General features: G+C 56.8%; 22 protein-coding genes. 5 read left to right on the top strand and 17 right to left on the bottom strand.

All coding sequences use genetic code 11. The features are described from left to right. Positions 1–269: 269 nt before the first annotated feature. Positions 270–2213, top strand: a complete 1944-nt coding sequence (locus tag FY156_22735; GenBank protein UXS04297.1) for a HAMP domain-containing protein — start codon at positions 270–272, stop codon at positions 2211–2213. Between the two features lie 101 nt (positions 2214–2314). Here the strand turns inward: FY156_22735 and FY156_22740 are convergent, their stop codons facing one another. The 9 genes from FY156_22740 to FY156_22780 form a co-directional block, all read right to left on the bottom strand. Beyond that, positions 2315–3475, bottom strand: a complete 1161-nt coding sequence (locus FY156_22740) for an alanine racemase (GenBank protein UXS04298.1) — start codon at positions 3473–3475, stop codon at positions 2315–2317. A gap of 41 nt (positions 3476–3516) precedes the next feature. Further along, the gene (locus FY156_22745) at positions 3517–5388 is read right to left on the bottom strand and encodes an adenine deaminase (GenBank protein ID UXS04299.1); all 1872 of its coding nucleotides are present in this window, start codon (positions 5386–5388) and stop codon (positions 3517–3519) included. Further along, positions 5385–5972, bottom strand: coding sequence for a helix-turn-helix domain-containing protein (locus tag FY156_22750; GenBank protein UXS05213.1), 588 nt, complete (start codon positions 5970–5972; stop codon positions 5385–5387). Before FY156_22750 ends, FY156_22745 begins: the two co-directional genes overlap by 4 nt. A gap of 101 nt (positions 5973–6073) precedes the next feature. Beyond that, entirely contained in the window at positions 6074–7009 is a 936-nt protein-coding gene (locus FY156_22755; GenBank protein UXS04300.1) for an N-carbamoyl-D-amino-acid hydrolase, read from the bottom strand. A gap of 2 nt (positions 7010–7011) precedes the next feature. Then, entirely contained in the window at positions 7012–8097 is a 1086-nt protein-coding gene (locus tag FY156_22760; protein UXS04301.1) for an ABC transporter ATP-binding protein, read from the bottom strand. Positions 8098–8101: 4 nt separating this feature from the next. Then, complete coding sequence (locus FY156_22765; GenBank protein UXS04302.1) at positions 8102–8890, bottom strand: ABC transporter permease; 789 nt, start codon at positions 8888–8890, stop codon at positions 8102–8104. Positions 8891–8897: 7 nt separating this feature from the next. Next, positions 8898–9734, bottom strand: coding sequence for an ABC transporter permease (locus tag FY156_22770; protein ID UXS04303.1), 837 nt, complete (start codon positions 9732–9734; stop codon positions 8898–8900). Between the two features lie 23 nt (positions 9735–9757). Beyond that, complete coding sequence (locus FY156_22775; GenBank protein ID UXS04304.1) at positions 9758–10783, bottom strand: ABC transporter substrate-binding protein; 1026 nt, start codon at positions 10781–10783, stop codon at positions 9758–9760. Positions 10784–10975: 192 nt separating this feature from the next. Next, positions 10976–11392 (bottom strand): helix-turn-helix transcriptional regulator, encoded by a 417-nt coding sequence (locus FY156_22780; protein UXS04305.1) that lies wholly within the window; start codon positions 11390–11392, stop codon positions 10976–10978. Between the two features lie 117 nt (positions 11393–11509). Here FY156_22780 and FY156_22785 point away from each other — a divergent pair, with 117 nt between their 5' ends. Both FY156_22785 and FY156_22790 read left to right on the top strand, forming a co-directional pair. Beyond that, positions 11510–12121: an NAD(P)-dependent oxidoreductase gene (locus FY156_22785; GenBank protein ID UXS04306.1), complete on the top strand. Its 612-nt coding sequence runs from the start codon at positions 11510–11512 to the stop codon at positions 12119–12121. 32 nt (positions 12122–12153) lie between these two features. Beyond that, entirely contained in the window at positions 12154–12624 is a 471-nt protein-coding gene (locus tag FY156_22790; protein UXS04307.1) for a hypothetical protein, read from the top strand. Positions 12625–12693: 69 nt separating this feature from the next. Here FY156_22790 and iolG read toward each other — a convergent pair whose 3' ends face one another. The 4 genes from iolG to FY156_22810 all read right to left on the bottom strand — a co-directional run bounded on the left by iolG (position 12694) and on the right by FY156_22810 (position 16992). Beyond that, complete coding sequence (iolG, locus tag FY156_22795; GenBank protein ID UXS04308.1) at positions 12694–13686, bottom strand: inositol 2-dehydrogenase; 993 nt, start codon at positions 13684–13686, stop codon at positions 12694–12696. Positions 13687–13957: 271 nt separating this feature from the next. Beyond that, positions 13958–15193: an adenylate/guanylate cyclase domain-containing protein gene (locus FY156_22800; GenBank protein UXS04309.1), complete on the bottom strand. Its 1236-nt coding sequence runs from the start codon at positions 15191–15193 to the stop codon at positions 13958–13960. Between the two features lie 209 nt (positions 15194–15402). Then, complete coding sequence (locus FY156_22805) at positions 15403–15633, bottom strand: helix-turn-helix transcriptional regulator (GenBank protein ID UXS04310.1); 231 nt, start codon at positions 15631–15633, stop codon at positions 15403–15405. 246 nt (positions 15634–15879) lie between these two features. Further along, a complete protein-coding gene (locus FY156_22810; GenBank protein ID UXS04311.1) occupies positions 15880–16992 on the bottom strand; it encodes a DUF1612 and helix-turn-helix domain-containing protein in 1113 nt (370 codons plus the stop codon). A gap of 246 nt (positions 16993–17238) precedes the next feature. On the opposite strand from FY156_22810, the gene FY156_22815 reads away from it, so the two are divergent. Beyond that, positions 17239–18543, top strand: a complete 1305-nt coding sequence (locus FY156_22815; protein UXS05214.1) for an MFS transporter — start codon at positions 17239–17241, stop codon at positions 18541–18543. 58 nt (positions 18544–18601) lie between these two features. Here FY156_22815 and FY156_22820 read toward each other — a convergent pair whose 3' ends face one another. The 4 genes from FY156_22820 to FY156_22835 form a co-directional block, all read right to left on the bottom strand. Further along, a complete protein-coding gene (locus FY156_22820; protein ID UXS04312.1) occupies positions 18602–19936 on the bottom strand; it encodes a HAMP domain-containing histidine kinase in 1335 nt (444 codons plus the stop codon). Between the two features lie 6 nt (positions 19937–19942). Further along, positions 19943–20596: a response regulator transcription factor gene (locus tag FY156_22825; protein UXS04313.1), complete on the bottom strand. Its 654-nt coding sequence runs from the start codon at positions 20594–20596 to the stop codon at positions 19943–19945. A gap of 66 nt (positions 20597–20662) precedes the next feature. Beyond that, positions 20663–22330, bottom strand: a complete 1668-nt coding sequence (locus FY156_22830) for a phosphoethanolamine transferase (GenBank protein UXS04314.1) — start codon at positions 22328–22330, stop codon at positions 20663–20665. Positions 22331–22510: 180 nt separating this feature from the next. Then, positions 22511–23422: a LysR family transcriptional regulator gene (locus tag FY156_22835; protein UXS04315.1), complete on the bottom strand. Its 912-nt coding sequence runs from the start codon at positions 23420–23422 to the stop codon at positions 22511–22513. 185 nt (positions 23423–23607) lie between these two features. On the opposite strand from FY156_22835, the gene FY156_22840 reads away from it, so the two are divergent. Beyond that, positions 23608–25734: a TonB-dependent siderophore receptor gene (locus FY156_22840; protein UXS04316.1), complete on the top strand. Its 2127-nt coding sequence runs from the start codon at positions 23608–23610 to the stop codon at positions 25732–25734. Positions 25735–25758: the final 24 nt, after the last annotated feature.

The following is a 25758-nucleotide window of genomic DNA, read 5'->3' on the forward strand; positions in this document are numbered from 1 at the left end:
ATCGATGCGAATTGCGATTGATTGGGTGCCTGAAGTAACAATTCATTCAGTGATTTGGTGAAATCTACACCGTGCAGGTTCCAATGTTTCATCGGAGGAGCCGGTAGAACGAGTGGACACCATCCTCGAGCGAGCTTTGGCCGCTTTCACCGGATGCCCGCTTGTCGCCCTATGAGGAGGGGCACAGCTACCCGCGATGTTTCATTCTATATTTCGTTTCTCAGGCGTCCTGGAGGGGAGCCGGGGAAGCGCTTGCCTTGAGGCTATTCATGTCGTTCCTGAAAAATACCAAGATAAAAACGAAGGTCGTTTTTGTCATATCGCTGATGAGTCTGATGTCGCTTTCCGGGATCAGCTATGTGAGCTGGCAATATAAGAGCACAGACAGCGTCTACAGCGATTTCATTGCCAATGAGGCGCTCGCTGCCGTACTGAATGCCCGGACCAGCGGAAACCTCAACGCATTGGGCATGCAGACGCTTCGCGCCACGCTCAATGATCCAAAGAGCAGCGATTTTGAAGCCGCGGTCAAAACCTTCAGGGCCGATCGCAAGCAGCTCGAAGAGCGCCAGAACAAGATCATGGAACTGGTTCCTGCCCGCACGGATGCAGCCCGCGAGATCCTGAAGGGCGTCGTTGAAGTGGAAGACCTTGGCAACAAGGCAATCGCGTTGGCACAGGCCGGCAAACAGGCCGAAGCCCAGCAGATGGCGCTCGCCGTGCTTCAGAAGATGACCGAAGTTTCCCCGAAGATCAGCGCCGGCAACGAGCAGCTCATTCAGGTCATGAATGAGGGGCGGCAGCGTCTAACAGCCAGCACCAGCACAACGATCTGGACGGGCCTTGCTGGCATCGCAATCGTCTCCATGATGTTGATCGCGCTTGGTCTTCTGATTTCTTCCCGCGGTATCACCGCGCCGATTGCGCGCCTGCGTGAACGCATGGGATCGCTGGCGGCCGGGGATACGGTTTCTGAAATCGACGGTATGGACCGCAAGGATGAAGTCGGCCAGATGGCCGCCGCCGTTCAGGCCTTCCGGGAAAGTGCAATCGAGCGCATTCGCCTTGAAAAAGAGACGGAAGCCAATCGTTCGTTGTCGGAAAAGGATCGCATCGAGCGTGAGAAACAGAAGGCGAAGGAAACCGTCGATGTGCAGTTTGCAGTCGATAATCTCGCCACGGCGCTTTCGAAGATTGCCCAGGGTGATGTGACCTACCGTATCGTGCAGCCTTTTGTGGCCAGCCTCGACGGTATCCGTGGCGATTTCAACAGGGCTGCGGAGCAACTGCAGTCGACGCTGAACCAGGTGGCGCAGAATGCCCGTGGCATCGATGCTGGTGCGAACGAGATCAGGTCGGCGGCAGATGATCTTGCCAAGCGCACGGAACAGCAGGCTGCTGCTGTCGAGCAGACTGCCGCGGCACTCGAGGAAATCACGACGACCGTGAAGGACGCGAGCAAACGCGCCCAGGACGCCGGGCAGCTTGTTGGTCGTGCAAAGGTGGGCGCAGAACAGTCGGGCGAGGTCGTTCAGCGGGCTGTGTCTGCAATGGAGCAGATCGCATCCTCCGCCAACGAGATTTCCAACATTATCGGCGTGATCGACGAGATCGCCTTCCAGACCAACCTGCTGGCGCTGAATGCGGGCGTCGAGGCGGCCCGTGCCGGTGAAGCAGGCAAGGGTTTTGCGGTTGTCGCGCAGGAGGTTCGTGAACTGGCGCAGCGTTCGGCAGGTGCGGCCAAGGAGATCAAGAATCTCATCACCACGTCCAACGGTCAGGTTCAGCAGGGCGTTCAGCTGGTTGGCGAGACCGGCAAGGCGCTGGAGCAGATCGTGACCGAGGTGAAGGAAATCAACCGGCACGTCGCAGCGATTGCGGAATCGGCACAGGAGCAATCATCCGGCCTGCAGCAGATCAACACCGCTGTGAACCAGATGGATCAGGATACGCAGAAGAACGCTGCCATGGTCGAAGAGAGCACGGCGGCAAGCCACGGCCTTGCCCGCGAGGCGTCCTCGCTTAACCGGATCCTGTCCCAGTTCAAGCTGTCAGAAGGTGGTTACAGTGAAGCGTCAGCAACGCTCCGCACCGCCTCGCCCGCTGACAGGCCCGCAGTGTCACCCGCGCGCGCACTGGGTGGAAAGATCAGGGCTGCATTCGCTGGCAATGCTGCGCTCAACACATCTGCGGATAGCTGGGAAGAGTTCTGATACGGACCGGCGAAAAACGTCTGCCTAGAAGCTAGGATCGGGGTCGGAGAGTTTGAACGCTTTCCGGCCCCTGTCTTTTCGCCAAACCCGAGACTTCAAGGTCATGGAAACGCAGAGCGTGTGCCTTCAACGTGAATTTCACGCGTTGCGACCCGATCATTGCCGAGACCCAGCATGCCCCCGCTCAGATTGGCGACAGGGCAGCTATGGTTCGGCAGGATGAGGATGGGGGTGCCATTGGCTGGCCGCTTTCCGCTGTAGGAGAGAAACGCATGTTCCTCTGACAGCTTCAGCACGCTTAGTGGTTCGTCGGCACCGGCGATCCATGCCTCGCCAAAGCTGCTTGTGGCCGACGTTCCATGAGCGCCGAGATCAGACGACAGCGTTTTAGATCCGACATTGGCAATGGCGTAACGGTCATTGCCGGAAACGATGCGGGCAGCGATGCCAAGGGCAACATCCGTACGCTTTGCGATGCCGAGACGGACTGCCGTCAGATCGAGGAAAGCATAGTTTCCCGGTCGGACCTCATCCACGCCCTCAAATCCTGCATTGGACAGGAGAGTGGGTGTGCTGCCAATGGAGATGCGGTGAACCGCGACGCCGTTCTTTTCCAGGCGGAGGCGAAACTCTGACAAAAGAGAGAGTTCTTCGGTTGCCACCACTCTGATCGCATCAGGATCGGGGGCGCCGTAAGCATGGCCTGCGTGAGAGAGCAGCCCGACTAGACTCAGGTGTGGATCACGATCGATAGTCGCTGCAAGCTGCAGACCCGCATCTCCTTTCGGATCGACGCCACAGCGATGCAGGCCAACATCGACCTTGAGAAAGACCTGAACGGACATGCCGAGCTTGCGACCGGCGGAGGAAAGGGCGATGACACCCGCATCGCTTTCAGCGATGAAACGCAACCGCTGCGGTTCACCCGCCAATTTCAAAAGAGCAATGATCGTTTCTTCTGATATCAGCGGGTAGGCAATGGTGACCGGATCGTGCCCGGCTTGAAGCAGCATCTTCGCTTCATGCGCGCGCGCCACCGTAAAGCCCTTCGCACCGTGATCAGACTGCATTCCGGCAATGGCAAGGCTCTTGTGTGTTTTCACATGCGGATGCAGTTCCGCCTGTCCGGCAACCAAGTTCGCCATCGCCCTGAGATTGCGGTCAAGCGTCGGGAGATCGATGACCACGCGTGGTTCAACAAGCGCGTCGAAACCAGAAAAGCGGTTTTCGAGCTCAGGTGTAACGGTGGTGATGGCGGTCATGCTTGCACTTTCAAAAGAAAACGGGGAGGGGAAAGTCCGGCTTAGAAGACAACCGGGTGGGTCGCTCCGGTCTGGACGTTGACCAGACCCTGCGGGGCATGGTCGCTCGGTGCAACCAGCACCCAGCGCCAGGGCGCGCAGGTCAGAGTGGCAAACGCCAGCCGCTCAGGAAATCCCGGGAACCAGCGCGGCATGAAGGTCGGCTCGTACATCCATTCTATCTTTTCGCCGGCTGCATAAAGCGCCTGCATTTCCTCGTGCAATGCTTCTGCCGAGCGGCAGCTCATCAGACCCGCCACCTCGTAACGAACGCGGGCAACGACCTCACCCGCGTGGACCAGCGCCCAGCCGCCGTCATTGTCTGCGACCGCATTGACGGCTTTTGCCATCGCGTCGTCGGACGAGCCGACGCACCAGATATTATGTTTGTCATGCGCCATCGAGCAGGCAAGTGCTGTGTCTGGCGTTGCCGGACCACAGCCGAGCCAGAACATTTTCGACACGCCGGCCGTTCCGGAGAAGCGGTCAATGACGGAGAATTTGGTGAGGTTGCGGCTCTCGTCTCGCTGCACCAGGCCATCTTTCACCGGCAGATCGTAAGTGAGGAAGTCATCTGTCCAGTGGAAAGGACGCAGGACCGCGGCGGTCATGGTTTCTCGGCCAGGAGCAGCCTTGATGGCGAAATCGTCTGCCGTCAGATGCCGACCGATGTTGACGGTCTTTCGGGCCCATTCCGGCCAGTCTATCTGGGGTACCTCCGGCAGGAAGGTCTTACCTTCAGAGACCTGCCGTCCGTCCGCCCAGACCTTGGCGATTTCGAATGTCTCGACATCGGAAAGCAGCACGATGTCGGCATAACGGCCAGGAGCGATCGAGCCGACCCAGGGTGTCAGCCGCATGTGGCGGGCCGGGTTGATTGTCACGCACTGAATGGCGATTTCCGGCGCAAGGCCAGCTTGAATTGCAAGTCGAACATTATGGTCTGTCGCACCAAGTTTCAGCGTGTCGGAGGCAGAACGGTCGTCCGTCGTCAGCGCGATCTGCGACCAGTCGGAAAGGCCGCGCTCCAGAAGGCCCTTGATGACCTCCGGCAGACTGTGCGGACGTAGCTCCATGAAGAGGCCATGTGTGAGCTTGTCCCAGAATTCCTCGACGGTCCACGCCTCGTGATCGGAGGACAGTCCGGCGGCGGCGAAAGCATTGATTGTCGGCAGATCGCGGATGCCCGCGGCATGTCCCTCAACCACGGCGCGCTTTTCGAAAGTTGCGCGGATCATGCCCCACAAACGGTCGTAAGAAGGGTTTTCCGGGTTCCAGACGGCTGGCCAGTCCATCACCTCATCAAGCCCTGCCGTCATCAGGCTGTCCTGAAGGAAAGCCTTCTGTTCATCGTAGCCGAAGTAACCGCCGCCGTGTTCATAGGCAGTGGGCGGTACTGCAGAGCCGGGCAGAGGGAAAATCTTGAGTGGTGAGCCAGCCTCACGTGCCTTTAACCAGAACTCCAGCGTTTTCGCACCGTTGACGTTGGAGAATTCATGGCTTGCCTCACAGGTCCAGGTGTTGCCACGCGGCAGAACCAACGCGGCCTCCCATTCCGGTGTCAGATGCGAGCTTTCGATGTGCTTGTGGACTTCTCCAAGGCCCGGAACGGCAGATAGATTGGGTTCGTGCACGCGGATTGAGACTTCACCCGGATAGCTGCCTGCCTTGCCGACATAGGCAATGCGACGATCCTTGATGATGATTTCCTGGTCGTCCGACCATGTACGGGTTGCGACATCAAGCAGCCGCCCGACCCGCAGGGCCACATCAGCCTTCTCCTTGCCCAGGGCAACAAGCGTCAACCGCTGGCGGATCTTGATCTCGCTGGCGGCATCAATGGAAATATCCTGGATCGTCGTATCGTTGGTCATGCTGTGTCCTCGCCGGAATGTACCGCGCTTGCAGGACGTTCCAGGCAGATTGAGAGAATGCGGGCGATCTTGTCGCTGTTGGAAGAAAAGCCGTGCTCACTGGCGCCGTCGAAATAGACGCTATCGCCGGTCTTGAGCACGACGGGCGTGTATGGCTCCATGAAGAAGGTCACTTCGCCGTCCAGTACGTAGACGAATTCTTCGGCTCGATGGGCGCTGCGAACGGTCTTGGCGTTGCCGGTACGCTTGGGAATGTCGATGACCATGGGCTGCATGGATTTTGCCGCCAGGCCAGAGGCGAGCGCTTCATAGGCGCCCATCTTGTTCACATAGGTCGTGCCTTCACCGGCGCGCGTGATAACCCGGGCTGCGGAGGCAAATTTCTGGGTCGAGCTGCCGATTAGGTCAGCAAAGTCGATGCCAAGTCCATCCGCCAGGCGCACCAGAACGCTGTAGGCCGGTGTCGACTGGTTGTTTTCGATTTTTGACAATGCAGAGATGGAAACGCCTGTGCGACGAGAAACCTCGGCAAGCGTCCAACGTTTTTCGAAGCGCAGCCGCGACAGGATTGCACCAACGGGCATACCGACGGGTTTTTCCGCGCTTCGCCCGTCAATTGCTACCGGCCTGTTCGGCGTTGCCTCATGTTCCGCCATATAATGCCTCTCAATCCTGCCGATAGTTCTCAAACCTCGACAATTGGTCCCTTGCGCTCCACGATCAGACCGTATTGCGATGGCTCGCGGTGTCGAGCGAAATCGAAAATCGTGCGCTTGTACAGGACGCCCATGTCGAGGTCGCACCTGGCGCTGATGATCTCATCACCAGTTGTGGATGCCATCGCGACGATCTGGCCGGATGGTGCGACGATCATCGACAAGCCGATCATGTTCGTGCCTTCTTCACAGCCGGCCTTGGCAGCAGCGGCGACCCAGGTGGCGTTCTGATAGGCGCCTGCCTGCAATGACAGCTGGTGATGGAAGCCGGTCAACTGGTCGAAATCGAAGACGCCGGTGTGATTGTCCGGTGTGTTGTAGCCAACAAACACCATCTCTGCCCCCTGCAAGGCCATGACGCGATAGGTTTCCGGCCAGCGTCGATCGTTGCAGATGCACATGCCGACGATGCCGTCCATCGTGCGCCAGACCGGAAAGCCCAGATTGCCGGGCTCGAAATAGCGCTTTTCCAGATGCTGGGCATCACGGCCGGGCACCGGCTCAGCGTGGCCGGGGAGGTGAACCTTGCGATATTTGCCGACAATCTCGCCTTTTGAGTCGACGATGATCGAGGTGTTGAAATGCCGAGTACGGCCATCTTCTTCGGCCAGTTCAGCATAACCGATGTAGAAGCCGATGCCGAGTTCTCTGGCCGCGTCGAAGAGTGGCTGTGTCTCCGACCCCGGCATTTCCCGTTCGAAATAGCTGTCGATCTCGGCCTGATCGTTTAAAACCCAGCGTGGGAAAAAGGTGGTGAATGCAAGTTCGGGGAAAACCACAAATTCTGCACCGCGCGATTTTGCCTCGCGCAGCAGTTCGATCTGCCGCTTCACGATCTGCGGACGGCTATCTATACGGGCAATCGGGCCCATCTGTGCGCAGGCAATGTTGATGAAGCGGGCCATCGTCACGTGTCCTTTTTGCTGGAAATGGCTTCGAACGGCAGGATCGCACTGTGCAGCGGATTGATGGTCAGGCCCACGGCCGTGCCGGCCTCGAATGGGGTCTCGATCGATCCCAAAGCCACCAGCGTGCCCGCCGAGCTTTCGCAGTGATACTGATAACTGCGGCCCAGAAAGGTTCGCAGGCCGATGTTTGTCGTGATGCCTTCGCCGGCGATGTCGGGCGTCAGGCCCTCGGGACGTGTAGCGATCAGGCCCCGATCAGGAATTTCACCGAAGTCGGCACTGGAGAGGATAACACGGCTTCCGCCCTCGAATTCAACGCTCACCTTGCCATTTGCCAGACGGTCGACGACACGGAAGGGCAGGATGTTCTCGAATCCGACGAAACGGGCGACGAAGGCGTTCGCCGGTCGGCGATAAAGAACCTCCGGGGTATCGAGCTGGACAACACGTCCAGCATCCATGATGGCAACCTTGTCAGAGATTGAAAACGCCTCTTCCTGATCATGGGTTACGTAGACGGCTGTACGCTGACCGGCCATCTGCAGGCGGCGGATCTGCACCCGCATATCGACACGCAGTTTTGCATCGAGGTTGGAAAGCGGCTCATCGAACATCATCAGTGGTGGATCGATGACAAGCGCGCGCGCCAGTGCGACACGTTGCTTCTGGCCACCGGAAAGCGCAGATGGCAGGCGATTGGCCAGGTGCGCCATGCCGACGATTTCAAGCATCTCAATCGAACGCTTCTGGCGCTCTGCAGCAGCAATGCCGCGTTGTTTCAGTCCGAAACTGACATTGTCGATGACGGTTAGATGCGGCAGCAGTGCGTAGTTCTGGAATACTAGGCCGATGTCGCGCCGGTGCGGCGGCAAACTGGTCAGCTCCTTGTCACCAAGCCTGATGGAGCCAGTAGAAGGCTTGATAAAACCTGCGATCAGTCGAAGCGTTGTCGTCTTGCCGCAGCCGGATGCGCCAAGCAGCGAAATCAATTCGCCGCTTTTGACGGTCAGGTTCAGATCATCGAGAATGCGGGTGGGGCCATAATGGGCGGAGACGCCGGTGAGCGAAAGGGTAGGACTGGTCATCGGTCTATCTCATGACTTTCGACAGGCCGAGCGTGCGTTCGACGATCACGATAACAATCGCCGTCAGAAGCATCAGGAGCACGGAAACAGCGGCAACTGATGGATCGAAATGCTGCTCGACATAGGTAAACAGGTTGATTGGGAGCGTGCTGACGCCGGGTCCGGTCAGGAAGAGCGATACGGACACGTCGTTCATGGAGGAAATGAAGGCGAGGATGAAGGCTGCGACGATGCCCGAGCGGATGTTGGGCAAGACCACCGTGAAGAAAGTTTTGAGTGGCGAGCAACCAAGCGAGATCGCAGCTTCCTCCGCGCTGAAATCGAAGCTTGAAAGGCTCGCTCCGATGACGCGCACTGCATAAGGGATGGCAATGATCGTGTGGCCGATCAAGAGCGCGGTCATGACGGGAAGCTCCAGCGTCACGATCACGGTTTTCAGAAGCGAAAAACCGAACACGATTTCGGGTACCAGTACGGGAAGGAAGAAAATCGATCCGAACCAGCCAGGAATGACGGAGCGATGGCGAACCAACGCATAGGCCACTGGAATGCCGACCAGCATGGCAATGCCGGTGCCAAGCGTTGCGACGATCAGGCTGGTCTTGAAGCTTTCCATGAAGCTCTCGTTCTGCAGAACGAAGGCGTACCAGCGAAGCGACAGGCCTTGTGGCGGGAAGGAGAGAAACGTTCCGGGTGTCAGCGATGCGCCGAAGATGATGAACAGCGGTGCCAGCAGGAAAATGAACACCAGGACGGCCATCAAGCGGGTGAAAAGGGAGGTGGTGTCAGTCATCGCCCGATTATCCTGCAGAGGGGTTGAGACGTCGTGCGGCGAACTGGCCGACAAGGACGACAGCAAAAGTGATCGCGACCATCACGACGGCGATAACGCCAGCGGCGTCCCAGTCGAAGCTGATCATCGCCTTTTCGTTGAGCAGTGTCGGAAGGATGGTCTCCGCTTCACCGCCGAGCAGACGGCCCGTCGCAAATGCCGCAAGGCTTCCGGTGAAGACCAGAACGCCGCCGACCAGAAGGCCAGGCGCGATAAGCGGTAGCGTAACTTGTCGAAAGACAGCTCGCGGCGATGCGCCAAGCGACGTAGCAGCATCGATGATGCTGCGGTCGATCGCCTCGATAACGCCAATCAGGGAAAGGACGGCAAGCGGGGTGAACAGGTAAACAAGGCCGAGGATCAATGACACCTCGGTAAAAAGCAGCGGAATCGGTTCGTTGATAATTCCAAGTGACAGCAGTGTGGAATTCAGCAGGCCGTTGCGACCGAGCACGATCATCCAGGCGAAGCTGCGCACGATCGCGCCTGTCAGCAGCGGGAATACCGCGCAGACAAGCAGGATTTGCCGCCAGAGGCCGCTGGCGCGTGCAATGACGCTTGCGGCAAAATAGCCGAGAACGAGAGACAGCACCGACGTGACAAGCGCGACGCGGACGGAGCGCACGATGACGGTGATGTTGTAGTCGTAGCTGAAGAACTGGCGGTAGAGAGCGAGACGATCGCCCTCTGGGCCAATTGTTCCAGTAAATGTATCTGCAACTGGCAAGACGAGAAGGCCGAGGACGATAAGCGTCCCCGGCAACACCAGAAGGTAAGGTAAAGCCTGACCGGGCCGGATGTTCATTGGTCGATATCCACCGTTTCGGCTTATTTCGCGAAAATATCGTTCCAGCGGCGTTCCCAATCAGGCTTCTGTGCGAGAATGGCCTTGAAGTCAGGTTTGCGCAGCTTTGCGATGGCGTCGGCGCCGTAAGCCATGTCGCCGACCTTCTCAGGGCTGATCACGACGTTCTTGTTGACAGGGCTATCGCCAACGGCCACGAACTTTTCCTGAACGTCCTTGGAGAGTTTGTAGTTGATGAACTGATAGGCAAGTTCAGGATTGTTGGCCTTTTTGCCGATGTTCAGCGTGTTGAAGATGGCATAATCGCCTTCAGACAACGGCGCCCACTTGGCATTTGGAACAGCTTTGTGAATAGCCGGCGCAGCAAAATCCTGAACCGCAGCGATCACCACTTCCCCGGTGGAGAAAAGGTTCACCAGTTCCGAGCCGGTGTTGTAGGTCTTGCGAACGTTTTCCTTGAGTTCGCCCAGGCTCTTGAAGGCACCTTCCGGGTCCTTGAAGGCATCCACGCCTGCGCGTTCTCCGGCGATGACTGCTGTCAGCGGGCCCGTCGTGGTGTTGAAACCGGGGATGGCGACAAGTCCCTTGAACTCCGGACGCCACAGGTCCTTCCAGGAAGTGATCGGCTCCTTCACCTTGGAAGCATCGTACATGATGCCGTAGTGACCGGCGACGTAGGCCGGACCATACTCTTCGCCTTGGGGAGCTTTTGCAATGTCATAGACTTCGTCAAGATTTGGCAGCTTCGACCGGTCGACCTTGGCGAACACGCCCGCGTCGATGCCCTGCTGGGTGAAGGCATCGGTGATGAACATCACGTCTACGCCGCCGCGGACGCGCATCTTGTTGAGGCGGTCTGCATTGTTGCCCGTATCGATGACGACCTTGCAGCCGCAGATAGCCTCGAAAGGCTTGTAGAGAAATTCGTTCGATTGCTCGGGCGTGTAGCCCCATTCCGAAACGACCAGGGTCTTTTCCTGGGCGAGCGCCGCCGGCGCACTTGCCGCAAGAGCGACAGCCAGGGAAATCAGGGTGGATGCAAGGCGCATGTGACGGGCTCCGTTGGGATTTGAATAATAGGGAGGCATATCGTATGTTTGCCTACGCTATAGGCATTGCATTTTCTGATGCAACAAAAATTTTCTAGTTAGAGAAAATGCAAACAATTAAATCCGCGTGATGACGGGCCGTTTCGTTCCCGCTGATCGGGTGTGGCAGCGCACCAAGTGCTGTGGAGAAAATCAGACTGGCTCGTTTGGTGTGGCGTAGCGCGTACGCGCCTTGACGATTTCCCGATGGTTGTCGTCGGCCCAGCCAACCAGCAACTTCATAGGCTGCAAAAAGGACCGGCCAAGATCGGTCAACGTATATTCGACGCGTGGTGGGACTTCGGGATAGACCTTGCGTGATATGAAGCCGTCCTGCTCAAGCCGGCGCAATGTCCTTGAGAGCATCTGTTTGGAGATGTCGCCAATATCGCGCATGAGCTCGTTGAAGCGCCGGACGCCATTTTCCAGCGCCTCCAGCACCAGCAGGCTCCACTGGTCACCAATACGATCCAGCACATCTCTTATCGGGCAGGGCTGATCGAAAACGAGGGGCTCGTCCTGGTTCGATGGGGTCGTCAATTTCATTCCTTCCTCTCCGCCAAAGGTCATTGTCGTGTGACCAGATCAACGAAAGATGACTTCTTGCGCAGGCCATTTATCTGTCATAGCAAACTTATAGGTCTATATTTTAGACCGTATTAACAGTTACGCCAAGGAGCTGTCGTCATGACAAAAGTCGCACTGATCGGAGCATCCGGTAATGCCGGATCGCGTATTCTCAAGGAACTCTCGGACCGCGGCCACCAGGTCACCGCCATTGCCCGAAACCCTGAAAAGATTGCAACATTGGCCAACGTGACGGCTCTTAAAGGTGACGTGTACGATGGGCAAGGATTGGCTGCTCTGTTGAAGGGGCATGACGCCGTGATCTCGTCAGTTCACTTCACCGCGAGCGATGCAGCTACCCTGGTCGCGGCGGTGCGTGCATCCGGTGTGACGCGTTATCTCGTTGTTGGCGGTGCAGGCAGCCTGGAAGTGGCGCCGGGTGCGCGTCTGGTCGATCAACCCGATTTTCCGGCCCTGTACAAGGCGGAAGCATCGAAGGGGGCCGAATTCCTCGACTTGCTGAAGACGGTTGAAGACCTCGACTGGACGTTCCTTTCGCCTTCGGCGATGTTTGTCCCTGGTGAACGCACCGGAAAGTTCCGCCTCGGCAAAGATGCCCTGCTTGCCAACGATCAGGGCTCCAGCATTTCCTTCGAGGATTACGCCATCGCGCTCGTAGACGAAATTGAGAAGCCAGCGCATGTGCGCCAGCGTTTCACGGTCGGATACTAAGTCGTTCTCAAGAACAATGTAAGGGAGACACCATGGTCAGATCTCTGAAGCTGCTTATGGGCGCCACTGTCATTCTTGTTGCCGCAACAATGCCCGTTTTCGCTCAAACGGCCTCTCGCAATCTTGTGCAGGAAGAAGCAAACCGCAAACTTGTGATCGAATTTTACGATCGTTTCTTCAATAGGCATGAAACTGAAGAAGCGGCCAGGGTGGTGGCCGACGACTACAGACAGCACAATCCGCAGGTGCCGGATGGCAAGGCGCCTTTCCTGTCGTTTTTCACTGGTTTCTTCAAGGACAACCCCAACTCCAAAGCGCGCATTGTGCGCAGTTCCACGGATGGAGATCTGGTCTGGCTACACATCCACTCCACCAATGGTGAGAAGGATAATGGCCAGGCTGTTGTCGACATCTTCCGGGTCGCGGATGGCAAAATTGTCGAACATTGGGACGTGATCCAGAACGTGCCTGAAACGTCAGCAAACCAGAACACGATGTTCTGACGAACAAAACAGGCCTGTAATGAAAAAAGGGCCGGGCGTTGTCGCCCGGCCTTTTTGCCTTTCGCCGTTTCAAGCGACAGAAACAGCTGTTTTCGTTTGTGCGGATTTAAGGGCGGCATCCGCCAGCTTGAGGGCAACGAGCCCGTCGGTAATGGATGGCGACGGCGCCTTATTGTTCTGGATGCAATCGATGAACGCCGTGATTTCCGCAGCATAAGCGGCGGTATAACGCGTCATGAAAAAATCATGCAGAGGCGGGCGTGTATAGCCGTCCGCATTGGCGATCTCTATGGAAACCGGACGCTGGTTTTCGGCAGCCGCCGAGCCAAGAGAACCGTGTACTTCAATGCGCTGGTCGTAACCATATGTGGCGCGGCGTGAGTTCGAAATGATGGCCTGTTTTCCGCTCTTGGTGGTGAGAATGACACTGGCACTGTCGAAATCGCCAAGCGCACCGATCTCGGGATTTACGAGAACGGAACCGCTTGCGAAGACGTCGCTTACCTCTTCGCCGAGCAGGAAACGCGCCATATCGAAATCGTGGATGGTCATGTCACGGAAAATGCCGCCGGACACCTTGATATAGTCTCCAGGCGGCGGGCCGGGATCACGGCTGGTGATCGTCACCATTTCCACCTTGCCGATGCGGCCATCTTCGATCGCCTTGTGAACGGCCTGAAAATGAGGGTCGAAACGGCGATTGAAGCCAAGCATGACCTTCGCGCCGGTTTCCTGAACCACCTTTGCGCAGGCTTCTGCACGTGCAACGTCGAGGTCGACGGGTTTTTCACAGAAGATCGCTTTGCCGGCGCGCGAAAAGCGCTCGATCAGGTCGGAATGCGTATTGGTCGGAGTGCAGATGATGACGGCATCGATGTCCTTGTTCGCCAGGACGTCGTCAATTGTGCTGACGGCACATCCTGTTTCCTCTGCGATTGCCTTCGCTGCGTTTTCCATTGCATCGACCACGGCGACCAGCTTCGCGCGACTGTCCGTCGCGATTGCCTTGGCGTGAACCTTGCCGATGCGGCCAGCGCCAAGCAGTGCCAGTTTCGTAACCATTATTCCTCCCGTTGCTCATAACTGCCCTCCACTCCCTGGAAGGCAGAACGTAGAATTCTCTACGTGAAAATATGGAATATATGTTCTATTTTGCTAGATCGACAGGTGCATCATGTCAAGCGATTTAAACGAGCAGATGCATCCCTTTCGGGCGCTGGTTTGACGTGTCCGGTCACAATGCACCTGACGTTTGGTTAAGATGAAAAAAAGCGCGCCGCAGTCATCGATGATGGCGTATCCGCATGACAAATGCGTTTTTTATATCAGTCGCTTATGCATGGCTTTGCGCGGGGAGGGCATAGACTTCCACAGGGGTTTCAAGTCCACGAAGCAGCCAGGGTCCGAGGTTTTCCAGCTTGTCGCTACATCCTGCCGCGTTGACGAACTCCTTGGAAAAGAGAACCGGGCGCCCGGTGTCTTTCGTCAGGGTTTCAAGGCGGGATGCTATGTTCACGGCTGGGCCGATGACTGTGAAATCCAGACGGGTTTTCGAACCGATGTTGCCATACATGACATCGCCGATATGAACGCCGATGCCGTACCCCAGATGTTCGTGGCCTTTCTGCCTGTTGACTTCATTGAGCGCGGCAAGCCCTTCCTGCGCCTTGCCAATCGCCTTGAGAAGATTGTGGCAGGCGTCGGGATTGCTGAGTGGAAAAACCGCCAGCAATCCGTCGCCCATAAACTTCAGGATCTCCCCACCAAATTCCTCGATCGGGTCGCACATAGCGTCGAAATAGCCGTTGAGCAGTTCGATCACATCGTCTCTCGGCCAAAGGTCGGAAATATGTGTGAAATTGCGCAGATCGCAGATCAGGATCGCCGCGCCGACTGTGGCGCCGCTTCCGCGTGTCGTTGCGCCATCCAGAATCTTCGCCCCAGCATGTGGCCCGACATAGGTTTCCAGCAATGTCCGCGCCATGCGATTTTTGACCCTGATCTCGCTGACGAGCGCGAGCGCGGGTATAAGATTTTTCAACGTTGCGATTTCAGCATCAGAAAACCCGCCTAGGCGATCGCTGGCGAAACTCGCCACATGCCGTTTTTCGAACGTGTGTTCTATTGGCCAGGCACAATAATCTGTCATTCCCTCGGCGAGAAGATCGTCATAGATCGCATATCCGGCCCCGTTCGTTGCGCCGCTTTGCAGTCGCTGGCGAACCTCCTGAGCACCACGATGGATCTCGCTGATAGGACTGTTGATATATTCCGGAGAACTTTCCGATCCGTACCCGAATGTATCGATGTCGGCGGCTTCGATGCCCGGCTTCCAGATTATGCGCGCACCAAGCCATTGCGGGTGGCGAACCTGGAAGGCAAGGACGGCACGTGCGATGGAAACGCCTTCAGCACGCAACCGCTCGCACATTTCCACAAATATTTCGTCGATGAAACGCTGACCCTTGGTATCGGTCACGAGCCAGTCGAGGATGCCGGTTTTTTCCGTCGGCCAAAGATTGAGCGTCGACGCCGAAATGAGATCCTCGGTGTTATCGCGAAGTGTCATGAGCGGATTCCCGAAATGTGGCCGGCTCTCGGTCGTGCAGGCAGCGCCCGGCGGATGCCGGTGACCACGCTCATGTGGTGCTGAAAAGCGAAATTTTAAGAGAAGCGTCGGAAATAGTTTCGCCATTTCTGATGGCGAATATTCAAACGCCGCCGGAATGCTCCATCAAGAACATTCCGTTGGCGGCGGTTAAATCGGAGCGCAGAAGATCAGATGACAGCTTCGACGGGGATGTTCAAAGCAGCCGCAACGCGCTTGATGCGTATCGGATCGCTGTCAGTGCCCTCTTCCAGGGCTCGGATTTCGGTGGTCGTAAGGCCACAGGTTATTGCCAGTTGGTCGACCGTGTAGCCGGCGTGGTTTCTGGCTGCCAGTATCTTTCTGGCAAATGGTGCGCTGGTTTCCTGATCGGAATCTGGCTGTGAAATGGAAATGGTCATGACTTGCATCTCCCTCGTGATGGACACTGGATGTCGCCGGTCTGAAAATATTGCCGGTGTTGAATGCGACTGCGTTGCCGGAGAATAAATTGGGCTGCAACGCTGCGAGGAAGATAGACATTTCGTCCCGCTCCGCAATAGTTAAATTTTGTTAAGAATCGTGATCGGAAAATTCTGAAATTGTTTCAGTTGTTTATCCAGTGAGCATAGCCGCTGTCATGGCGAGAAAGCCAGTATCAGTCAGCCTCAAAGCATTCCCCAGGCACGAAATCGCCCGCGCCCCGTGACTTCGCGAAGTTCAAGCTGGTTGGCTAATCCCACAGCACCTTGCTGTGTTGTTCCAAGTTCCTTGACGATGACTGAAGCCGAGACGACGGGCCGGGCGACAACAAGGTCGATCAGTGCCGGCAATCGCGAACTTGAACGCCGGCCGACCAGTTTCCGCAGCATTCTTTCACGGGCGTGCAGGAGCCTGTCATGCTCTTTCAGTCCACCAACAGCGCCTTCGTAAAAACTGTCGAGAAGCGCTACGGCGCGCTCCGTCTGGTCGGCGGCGTGTCTGCGGTCGCGTGCAACAGCGCGCAGGCCTGGGCTGAGCGCCGGCAGATGATCAGGAGAAACCCCCGAATCACGTAGAAAAGCCGCTGTCAGCAGCCTGCCAAGCCAGGGGCTTCGTTGCAGAACTTCAAGCTTGTTCCACGCGTCCAGCATGATCGCGGCGCGCAGGATCGGCGGGAGTGCCTGGCTTGCGTCATGAACCTGCCGCCACTCCTCAAGCCTTTCTTCCTCATCCCAGTCTGCGTCACGGATCAGAGCGTGGCTGTCGTTTGCGGGCAGGCTTGGCGGAAGATCACGCCCTCCGGTGACGGCTTGCAATGTTGCCGTGCTGCGTGCCAGAAGGGCATCCAGCTCGGAAAAAGCATCTTGTAGTGGCACATCTTCGACAGACGTTTCATCGACATCCGGTGTAGCGGGAGAGAAACTTTGGAGGCCTGTACTTTCATCAGGATCCGATATCTTGCCACGCAGGCGGGACAAGCCGCTCGCCGAGAAGGCCCATCCTCTGACATTCGCGAAGATCGTGCGTCGGGTTCGCAATATCCTGTAGGCGGAAATCATCTCGTGCGTTGGCGCACGTACGTCCATTCGCGCCTCATGCAAAACGAGGTCTTCCATGTGCACGAGTTCGCCATCGACCCACATGGATGAAATCGCATCGCCGAAATCCTGTCGCTCAATGAAGCCCAATCGCAGCGGTGAGCGTAAAATTCGTTCGTCCAGCCGCGCCAACGCCTCGCCCGCCCGTGATGCCGGCACGAGGAGCTTCTCGAGATGCAAATGTGCGATATTGTAAAGCATTGATATTTTTTATTTTACCCCGCAGCCACTGGCAACGGCGGGATTGGTGTTTTTGCCGTCTCGACGGCGGCATATGAAAACGCAGATGCGACCGGGTGAAAGCAAGGATTATGCCGCATTGCAGCATAAGCTTGCGCATTGCAGCATCAGAGGTATATACCGTCCGCAGGGAGCGACAAATTATCACACCTTCCTTGCTCGCTCCAATCTCCAGATCAGACTGAATCGGAGTCTAGCGTGAATATTATGACAAATGAGCCGGCGGCTGCGCCGGATCAGAAAACCCGGCTGAAATCCATCATCGGTGGATCGGCGGGTAACCTCGTTGAATGGTATGACTGGTACGTCTACTCGGCCTTTACCCTCTATTTTGCGCCGATCTTCTTCCCGTCTGGGAACCAGACCGCCGAACTCCTGAGTGCCGCCGCGGTTTTCGCTGTCGGGTTTCTGATGCGCCCGATCGGTGCGTGGTTCATGGGCACCTATGCCGACCGCAAGGGTCGCAAGGCAGGCCTGACCCTTTCCGTGACGCTGATGTGTCTTGGGTCCCTCCTGATTGCCATCACCCCTGGCCATGAAACGATTGGTATAGCTGCACCGGCAATTCTGGTTTTTGCCCGTTTGCTGCAAGGGATCAGCGTCGGCGGCGAATATGGCGCCAGCGCGACCTATCTCAGCGAAATGGCCGGTAAGAGCCGCCGTGGCTTCTTCTCCAGCTTCCAGTATGTCACCCTGATATCCGGTCAGCTTCTGGCACTTGCTGTGTTGCTCATCCTGCAGCGCCTGTTGACGCCCGAACAGCTCAGCGCATGGGGCTGGCGCATTCCGTTCTTCATCGGCGGCGTTCTGGCGATTGCGGTGTTTTACATTCGCCGTGGACTGGTCGAAACGCAGTCGTTCAAGAACGTCAAGGAAAATGACGACAGTAAGCCGAAGTCCAGCGGCTGGGCGCTTTTCCGGCACTACCCGAAGGAGGCCTTTATGGTTATGGCCCTGACGTCGGGCGGTACCCTGGCCTTCTACGCCTACACCACCTACCTGCAGAAATTCCTCGTCAATACCTCGGGCTTCAGCAAGGAGAGCGCGACCGAAATCACCACGGCGGCCCTCTTTGTCTTCATGCTGTGCCAGCCGATTGCCGGCGCGCTGTCTGACAAAATTGGTCGCAAGCCGCTGATGGTCGGCTTCGGTATCCTCGGAACGTTGTTCACCTATCTCATCTTCAGCACCCTTGCGACCACGACCAGCCCGTTCACGGCTTTCGCATTGGTGCTTGCAGGACTGTTGATCGTGACGGGCTACACGTCCATCAACGCGGTAGTGAAGGCGGAAATGTTCCCGGCACATATCCGTGCTCTTGGGGTTGCGCTGCCTTACGCGCTTGCCAATACCATCTTCGGTGGAACGGCTGAGTTCGTCGCCCTCAAGTTCAAGCAGATCGGCCATGAGGGCTGGTTCTTCTGGTACGTGACGATCATGATTGCCCTGTCGCTCATCGTCTATGTGAAGATGCGCGATACACGCGATCACAGCCACATCCACGAAGACTGAACTGGCCAATACGCCCATAAATATCCAAGCCCCGTCGACCTCGGCGGGGCTTTTTTCGTCAGGCCGCTTTTACGGGAAAGACAACGCGCGCTTCAAACCCGTCTTTTCGTCCAGGTGCCGGCGATGACAGAAACAGCTTTCCACCGCTTTCTTCGACCAGCTTTTTCACGATGGCAAGGCCGAGGCCCGAGCCTTCGGCACCCGTCTGGCCTCTGGTGAAGCGCGTTGTCAGTTTGGGCAACAGTGCTTCGTCGATCACCGGTGCGGAATTGACGACGGAAATCGTTCCGTCGGGCTTCGTCTGGACCGTCACCGGACTTCCCGCCGGGCTGTGGATCAGTGCGTTTTCGAGCAGATTTCTGACGACAATCCCCAATGCGTCGGCACCGATCCGACATTCGAGACCCGTGTCGCAATCGTTGATGAACCTGATACGGCGTGCGCCAAGTGCCGATCTGCTGATGTCGTCGACAACCAGTTCCACGACCGGCATGATATCGCTGCTGCTATCGGTGACGCCGATCTTCGCCTCCGCACGGGACATCTGCAGCAGTTTTTCCGCCAGATGACCGAGATGGCTCAGCGACTTTTCGATATTCTCCACACGGGGAGACAGTTCAGCAGGAATATCTGCACGCAGTCGCTGCGTTTGCGCCAAAGCGCCGGCAATCGGCGTGCGCAATTCGTGGGCGCTGTTTGCCGTAAATTCGCGCTCAGCCTCGATGGCTGCGCGCAGCCGCTCCAGCAGCAGGTTGACCGAGCGAGCGATAGGATGAAGTTCTGCGGGAAAAGGTTCGGTTTCAAGCGGCGCAAGGTTGCCGCCATCCTTCTTGCCGATCTCGTCGCGCAGGGTGCGTATCGGATAGAGTGTTCGTCTGACGACAACGATCACGGCGATGATACTTGCGGGAATCAGAATGAGGACGGGCAAGAGCAGTGCGGTTCCTGCCTCCTGTATGGCTTCGCGGCGATTGGCGAAAGCGTCGGCAACCTGCAGGACATAGTTTCCGTCCGGCGTCGCCACCGAATAGATGCGTTGAGTCGAGGTTTCGGAAAAACCGGGATCGAGCGAAACCTCGAAAGGCTCGGTCGAGCTGTCATGCGAATGCAGGACGACCTGTCCTTCGCGGTCCCGGACTTGATAGGTCAGATATTCCGATCCCTCCGAGGAGCGAAGTTTTTGCAGGGCGGGTGCCGTGTTGTTCTGTCTGAGGTCGTCGACCAGAAGAGGCAGCAGCCTCTCTGCCGTTTCCTGCACACCGGAATCGAAGATTTCCGCGAATTCATCCTGCATCACCATGATCCCGAGGCCACTTGCGAGAAGCCACGACGCCGCAACGACGCTTGTGACGGCGACGACGATTTTTCGGGTCATGCTGACGGGTTTGGACATGCTTGCCTACTTGATGGTGTAACCCACGCCGCGAACGGTCTCGACGCGGTCACGGCCGATTTTTTTGCGCAGACGGCTGATATAGACCTCGACCGTATTGCTTTCGATTTCTGCACCAAACGCGTAAAGCGCGTCGTGCAATTGCGTTTTCGAAATGACCGCGCCCGGGCGCTCGACAAGTTTTTCAAGAACGGCCCATTCTCTGGCACTCAGCGTCTGCGCCGTTCCGTCAACCACGATGCTCCGCCCGACCTGATCGATTTCGATGCCTGGCAACCGAATGACCGGCGCCGAACGCCCTTCGTAACGCCGCGAAACCGCCAGCATGCGGGCCGAAAGCTCGTAGAGATCAAACGGTTTGACGAGGTAATCGTCGGCACCCGCGTTCAAGCCTGCAATGCGGTCGGAGACCTGGTCATGGGCAGTCAGAATGATAACGGGTGTGGCGTCGTTACGATTGCGCAAGGCCTTCAACAGGGTGATGCCGTCGCCATCAGGCAATCTCATGTCGAGCAGCACGAGCCCATAGGCCATGGTCAATGTTGCCGCCATGGCGTCGTTCAACGTCTTGAACCAGTCGACTGCGTGTCCCGCTGCCGCAACATGGTCCCGCAACGCCTCTCCCAAGACGTGATCGTCTTCAACAAGCAGAACTCGCAAGACAGCTCCCTTAATAGCGCTGTCCTGCGTATCGCTTTCGCAGGACAAGCGTCAAGTTCTGTCTGATCAACTGCTCTGACGTGTCGTGCATCCGCTGAAAATATCGAGTGACGGATCGTAGACGGAGGTGGAGATGTTCATCATGCCCAGGATGCTGTGGAAGTAGTCGTCATGGGAACGGCCACCCTTTGCTGCATCCTTGGCAAGGCAGGCTCTGTCCAGACCCATGGACCTGGCGAAGTCATCATCGAACCAGACGAGGAATGGAACGTGGGTCTGCTGATCCGGTGCCAGCAGATAGGGCGCGCCGTGCAGGTAGACGCCGTTCTCACCGAGCGATTCACCGTGATCCGAGGCATAGATCATGCCGGTCGCCAGCTTGTCGGATCGTGCTTTCAGCTTGTCGATTACTGTCGACAGAAAATGATCGGTATAGAGAAGGGTATTGTCGTAGGAATTGACGATCTCGCTATCGGTGCAATTGCCAAGCTCTGCGGTACGGCAATCCGGCGTGAACTTCCTGAACTCGTCGGTGTAGCGCAGGTGATAGGTCGGTCCGTGGCTACCCATCTGGTGAAGGACGATAACGCTGTCCTTTCGAATGTTGTTGAGCCAGCTGTCCAGTTTGTCAAAGAAGATGTCGTCGCGGCATTCACCGCCTGTGCAGAAGCGGGGATCATTGGTCGATGGCAAGTCGAAATAGGCGATACGGTCGGCGACATTTTTACTGCCTGTATTGTTGTCCAGCCAGCTTGCATCCACACCCGCATGGACGAGAACATCCATGACGTTTTCGTTGGCGAGCGCCTTGCTATGGCTATAGCTCGAACGGGGGAATTTCGAGAACATGCAGGGGATGGAAATGGCGGTCGCGGTGCCACAGCTCGTCGTGTTCGGAAAATAGACCACGTCACGCTTTTCCAGTTCGGGATTGGTGTCGCGCTCATATCCGTTGAGCGAGAAGTTGGCCGCGCGCGCCGTCTCTCCTGCGACGATAACGGTGACACGCGGTTTATGGACGCCGCCCAGCGCGGGAAGAATTTTCGCATCCTGGCCGATTGGGCTCACCGTGATCTCAGCCTCTTTGCCTGCCTGTGTGAAATAATGGATTGTCGACAGGATCGGAGACAGCGGATTGACGCTCTTTACGATATCCTTGTGCTGACGGATGGCAGTGGTGAAGGTCTTGGAATTGGCGAAGCTGATAATGCCGACGAGAAGGAGGCAGAGCAAAATGCTGACCGTGTTCCAGAGCAATTTGTCGAGGATCGGTCGATGCCTGACCCTGACAGCCATGATGACGATGGACGGCACAAGTCCGTTGATCGCAAGATGCAGGATAAAGCCCGGCGTCATCAGGTTGCCGGCCTCGGCTGGCGTTGTTTCCATAGCGTTGCGGATCATGTCGCTGTCAATGACGATACCATAACGATCCATGAACCAGGACGCAGAGGCCGCTGCGATCACCAGAAAGATCAGAAACGGCTTGATGAGATATTTGGCGGAAAAAATCGTTATCAGAGCGCCGAGAAGAGCCGCCATGGCAATATAAAGCGCCGCGATGGCAACCGGATAGGCCGACAGATAGGTGTGTATTTTCGACCAGAATGTCTGGTTCGTGCAAAACAGCAAATACACGCCCGTTAGCAAGCTAAGCGGCACGCTGCCGATTTCGGGACGATACGATTCAGTTCCTGTTGCTTTCGCCGTAAATAGAGCCACTGTCAGGTCCACCAGATTTCACATGAACCGACGACAGCGAAGAGCGTAAAAAAACGCGTGCAAGTGCAGCACCGCATCGGCCTTGTATGGCGGATGCGGGATTTAGCTGACATGAACCTGAAAGCCTTGTCATGGAGGCGTCATATCCTGGTGGTGCGCCTGACGGTCCGGTTCAAAAGATGCCGTCTGACATCATTGCCTGTTGTGCAGGACGAAGGCCCGAACGGCGGGAGAGGCTTCGGTTTTGCGATAGGCAATTGCCAGATCAGATGTTGTTGTGCTGGATGAAAGTGGCACGTAGTGGACACCCGGCAACCTCAGGCAGTCGAGCGAACGCGGTACGAGTGCAATTCCAAGGCCGATAGAGACCATGCAGGCGATGGTGGTGTAATCGCGCCCTTCAGGGCTGATGGACGGCTGGAAGCCTGCCTCGTTGCAGGCTTCGATGGTGTTGTAATGGAAGCCAACATCGGGAGGCTGACGGGGTGTGATGAAGGTTTCCTGTGACAGGTTCTTCAGATCGACCTGGCGAGCGAACGCGAAAGGATGAGTTTGCGGCAGTGCCGCCATCAGAGGCTCACGCAGAATGACGTTGGTCGCCACACCCTCGGGTACTGGCGCGGGTGGACGTATGAAGGCGATATCGAGATTACCATCGGCAATCTTGGAGAGCTGCAGCCGCATTTCCATCTCGATGAGTTGCAATTCCACATCGGGATGAGATGCGCGAAAGCTGGCGATAGACTGAATGAGCAGGCCGGAGTAAGCGGCGGAAGCAACATAACCGATGGTAATGCGGCCCGTTTCCCCGCGATCGACTCGTTTGAGGGCTGCCAGTGTAGCATCGGCATCTGCCAGAATCTTTTTCGCATCTTCGTAGAGAAGCTGGCCCGGGGCCGTCAGTTGCACGGATCGGCGTGTCCGATCCAGCAACGGCATTCCGACGATATCCTCGAGGTTCATGATCTGCTGGCTTAACCCCGGCTGTGCGATGCCAAGCTTTAGGGCAGCACGCTCGAAGTTGCGCTCGTCCACCAGTGCGGTGAAATACCGTAAGTGCCGGAGTTCGAAGGTCTCGGCCCGAGGTCTTTGCCGTTTGGTCATGGTTGTGCGGTTTTCAGATTAGAATAATTTCAAGCTATTATCGAAACCATTTATCATAATCAACAGTGATGAAAAAACCGGTTTTGGCTTATTGGATCATGATCGACCACTTGCTTAATAAGATGACTTAATTAGTCCAGAAAAGCGCCCGTTTTTTTGGGTGCGCAGGTGAAAAGGGTCTCGGGGTGAAGGCGAAGTCGAAATACAGTTCTGTCCTGGCGGGCAATTGCGCTCTGATCGCTCTCTGCGCAGCTCTGCCTGCCGTCGCACAGGACGCCGGTTCAACGACGCTCCAGACGATTACCGTTGATGGTAATGGCAAAACGCAGGACCCCAAAGCGCCAGTCAAGGGATATGTGGCAAAGACCAGCGCAAGCGCGACGAAGACGGGCCGCTCCTTGATCGAGACGCCGCAGTCCATCACTGTCATCACCAGAGACCAGATGGACAATCAAAGTGTTCGCAATCTCAGCGAAGCATTGAATTACGTTCCAGGTGTTGTCTCTCAGCCGTCCGGTTCCGACCCGCGGTTCGATGCGCCTCGAATTCGCGGTTTTGCAGGAAACCAGTTGCAGTTCCTCAACGGCCTTCGTCTCATGCGTACTGCAGGTGCACCTTCTTACGAGGTGTATGGTCTGGAGCGTGTCGAGGTCATTCGTGGGCCTGCATCGGTTCTTTATGGACAGGGTAACCCCGGCGGTCTCATCAATCTCATCAGCAAACGTCCCACCTTCGAGCGCTTTGGAGAAGTCGGCGCACAAGTCGGCAGTTACGACTATTACCAGTCGATGTTCGACATTGGTGGCCCGATCGCTGACAGCGACACTTTTGCCTATCGGCTAACCGGCGTGGCGCGCAACGCGCACACGCAAACCGACAACCTGCAAAACGACCGCTATTTCATCGCGCCCGCAGTCACCTGGCAACCCGACGAAGATACGAAACTGACGGTCCTTGGCGCCTATCAGCACGATAACCCAAGCTCGCCATCCGGTCTGCCTCCAGCGCTGACCTATCTGCGCCCCGGTAATATGCTTGACCGTAGTTTCTATGTCGGTGATCCGTCGTTCGATACGTCCAGCCGCAAGTTCACGAATATCGGCTATGAGTTCGAGCACCGCTTCGACGACACCTTTACGTTCAGACAGAATGCCCGTTATTCCAATTTCGATTGGTCCTATCGGGCACTTGGGATGTCTTCGACCAATAGCGGGATGATCGGCAACCTCATTCGTCGCAATGCGACGTTCCAGGACGAGTTGCTGAACACCTTTAATATTGACAACAGCCTGCAGGTCGATTTTTCGACCGGGCCGGTCGATCACACAGTACTGGCCGGGGTCGATTATCGCTACTTCGACAACAATGTGAAAACCGAATTTTGGGCGGCAACGTCGCTCAACCCCGATAATCCAGTTTATGGCGGTCCGATCAGCCTGACGTCACGCACGCTTTATGCCGACGTGAAAACCGATATTTCCCAGGTCGGCCTTTATGTGCAGGACGAGATGGCCTTTGAGAACTGGCGCGTCACCGCTGGTCTGCGGCAGGACTGGGCAAGCACCAGCGGTACGACATTCAATGGCACCACGTATCGATCGCTCGACAAGGATGACCACAAGCTGACAGGGCGTGCCGGCGTGAGCTATCTCTTCGACAATGGCATTGCGCCTTATGTCAGCTATGCCACGTCGTTCGAACCCGTGCCGCAACCTGCCGTCGGTGATGCACCCAAGCCGACGACCGGCGAACAATGGGAAGCTGGCATCAAGTACCAGCCTGAAGGCTGGGACGGTTTCTTCTCCGTCGCGGCTTATGACCTGAAACAGAAAAACGTAACGACGACCGTCGGCGGCGTGACACAGCAGATGGACCAGGCGCGTGTAAAAGGCATCGAACTTGAAGGCGTGGCAACACTTGCTGATGGCCTCGATCTCAGGGCAGCCTACACCTACATGAACACGGAGGTTTCAGGCCGCGTCAACAACGGCAAGGAACTCGATAATGCGCCGCGCCATGCCGCAAGCCTCTGGCTCGATTATACGTTCCCGGAAGACACCGCTCTTGAGGGTTTCGGCATCGGCGGTGGCGTGCGTTATATCGGTCAGCGCTACGGCGACGCCGCCAATGCCTTCGATATGAAGGCTCTCGCACTGCTCGATATCGGGGTTCACTACGAGAAAAACGGTTATCGTGCCTCGCTTGTCGTACAAAACTTGACTGATAAAGAATATATTTCTAGTTGCTCCACTTTCGGATGCTATTACGGTGACGGAAGAACCGTTATGGGCAAGCTGACCTATCGTTGGTAAGGCTGCCGCAACACGCGAAGCAAC

Origin of the sequence: Agrobacterium tumefaciens, assembly GCA_025559845.1 — a bacterium.
Lineage (GTDB): Bacteria > Pseudomonadota > Alphaproteobacteria > Rhizobiales > Rhizobiaceae > Agrobacterium.

What these genes read in the sequence shown, in the direction of transcription:
- FY156_22835 (UXS04315.1), bottom strand. Translation starts at nt 23,422, where the DNA reads ATGACCAAACGGCAAAGACCTCGGGCCGAGACCTTCGAACTCCGGCAC.
- FY156_22800 (UXS04309.1), bottom strand. Translation starts at nt 15,193, where the DNA reads ATGACACTTCGCGATAACACCGAGGATCTCATTTCGGCGTCGACGCTC.
- FY156_22790 (UXS04307.1), top strand. Translation starts at nt 12,154, where the DNA reads ATGGTCAGATCTCTGAAGCTGCTTATGGGCGCCACTGTCATTCTTGTT.
- FY156_22820 (UXS04312.1), bottom strand. Translation starts at nt 19,936, where the DNA reads ATGTCCAAACCCGTCAGCATGACCCGAAAAATCGTCGTCGCCGTCACA.
- FY156_22765 (UXS04302.1), bottom strand. Translation starts at nt 8,890, where the DNA reads ATGACTGACACCACCTCCCTTTTCACCCGCTTGATGGCCGTCCTGGTG.
- iolG (UXS04308.1), bottom strand. Translation starts at nt 13,686, where the DNA reads ATGGTTACGAAACTGGCACTGCTTGGCGCTGGCCGCATCGGCAAGGTT.
- FY156_22760 (UXS04301.1), bottom strand. Translation starts at nt 8,097, where the DNA reads ATGACCAGTCCTACCCTTTCGCTCACCGGCGTCTCCGCCCATTATGGC.
- FY156_22740 (UXS04298.1), bottom strand. Translation starts at nt 3,475, where the DNA reads ATGACCGCCATCACCACCGTTACACCTGAGCTCGAAAACCGCTTTTCT.
- FY156_22810 (UXS04311.1), bottom strand. Translation starts at nt 16,992, where the DNA reads ATGCTTTACAATATCGCACATTTGCATCTCGAGAAGCTCCTCGTGCCG.
- FY156_22755 (UXS04300.1), bottom strand. Translation starts at nt 7,009, where the DNA reads ATGGCCCGCTTCATCAACATTGCCTGCGCACAGATGGGCCCGATTGCC.
- FY156_22805 (UXS04310.1), bottom strand. Translation starts at nt 15,633, where the DNA reads ATGACCATTTCCATTTCACAGCCAGATTCCGATCAGGAAACCAGCGCA.
- FY156_22815 (UXS05214.1), top strand. Translation starts at nt 17,239, where the DNA reads ATGACAAATGAGCCGGCGGCTGCGCCGGATCAGAAAACCCGGCTGAAA.
- FY156_22785 (UXS04306.1), top strand. Translation starts at nt 11,510, where the DNA reads ATGACAAAAGTCGCACTGATCGGAGCATCCGGTAATGCCGGATCGCGT.
- FY156_22775 (UXS04304.1), bottom strand. Translation starts at nt 10,783, where the DNA reads ATGCGCCTTGCATCCACCCTGATTTCCCTGGCTGTCGCTCTTGCGGCA.
- FY156_22770 (UXS04303.1), bottom strand. Translation starts at nt 9,734, where the DNA reads ATGAACATCCGGCCCGGTCAGGCTTTACCTTACCTTCTGGTGTTGCCG.
- FY156_22745 (UXS04299.1), bottom strand. Translation starts at nt 5,388, where the DNA reads ATGACCAACGATACGACGATCCAGGATATTTCCATTGATGCCGCCAGC.
- FY156_22735 (UXS04297.1), top strand. Translation starts at nt 270, where the DNA reads ATGTCGTTCCTGAAAAATACCAAGATAAAAACGAAGGTCGTTTTTGTC.
- FY156_22780 (UXS04305.1), bottom strand. Translation starts at nt 11,392, where the DNA reads ATGACCTTTGGCGGAGAGGAAGGAATGAAATTGACGACCCCATCGAAC.
- FY156_22750 (UXS05213.1), bottom strand. Translation starts at nt 5,972, where the DNA reads ATGCCCGTTGGTGCAATCCTGTCGCGGCTGCGCTTCGAAAAACGTTGG.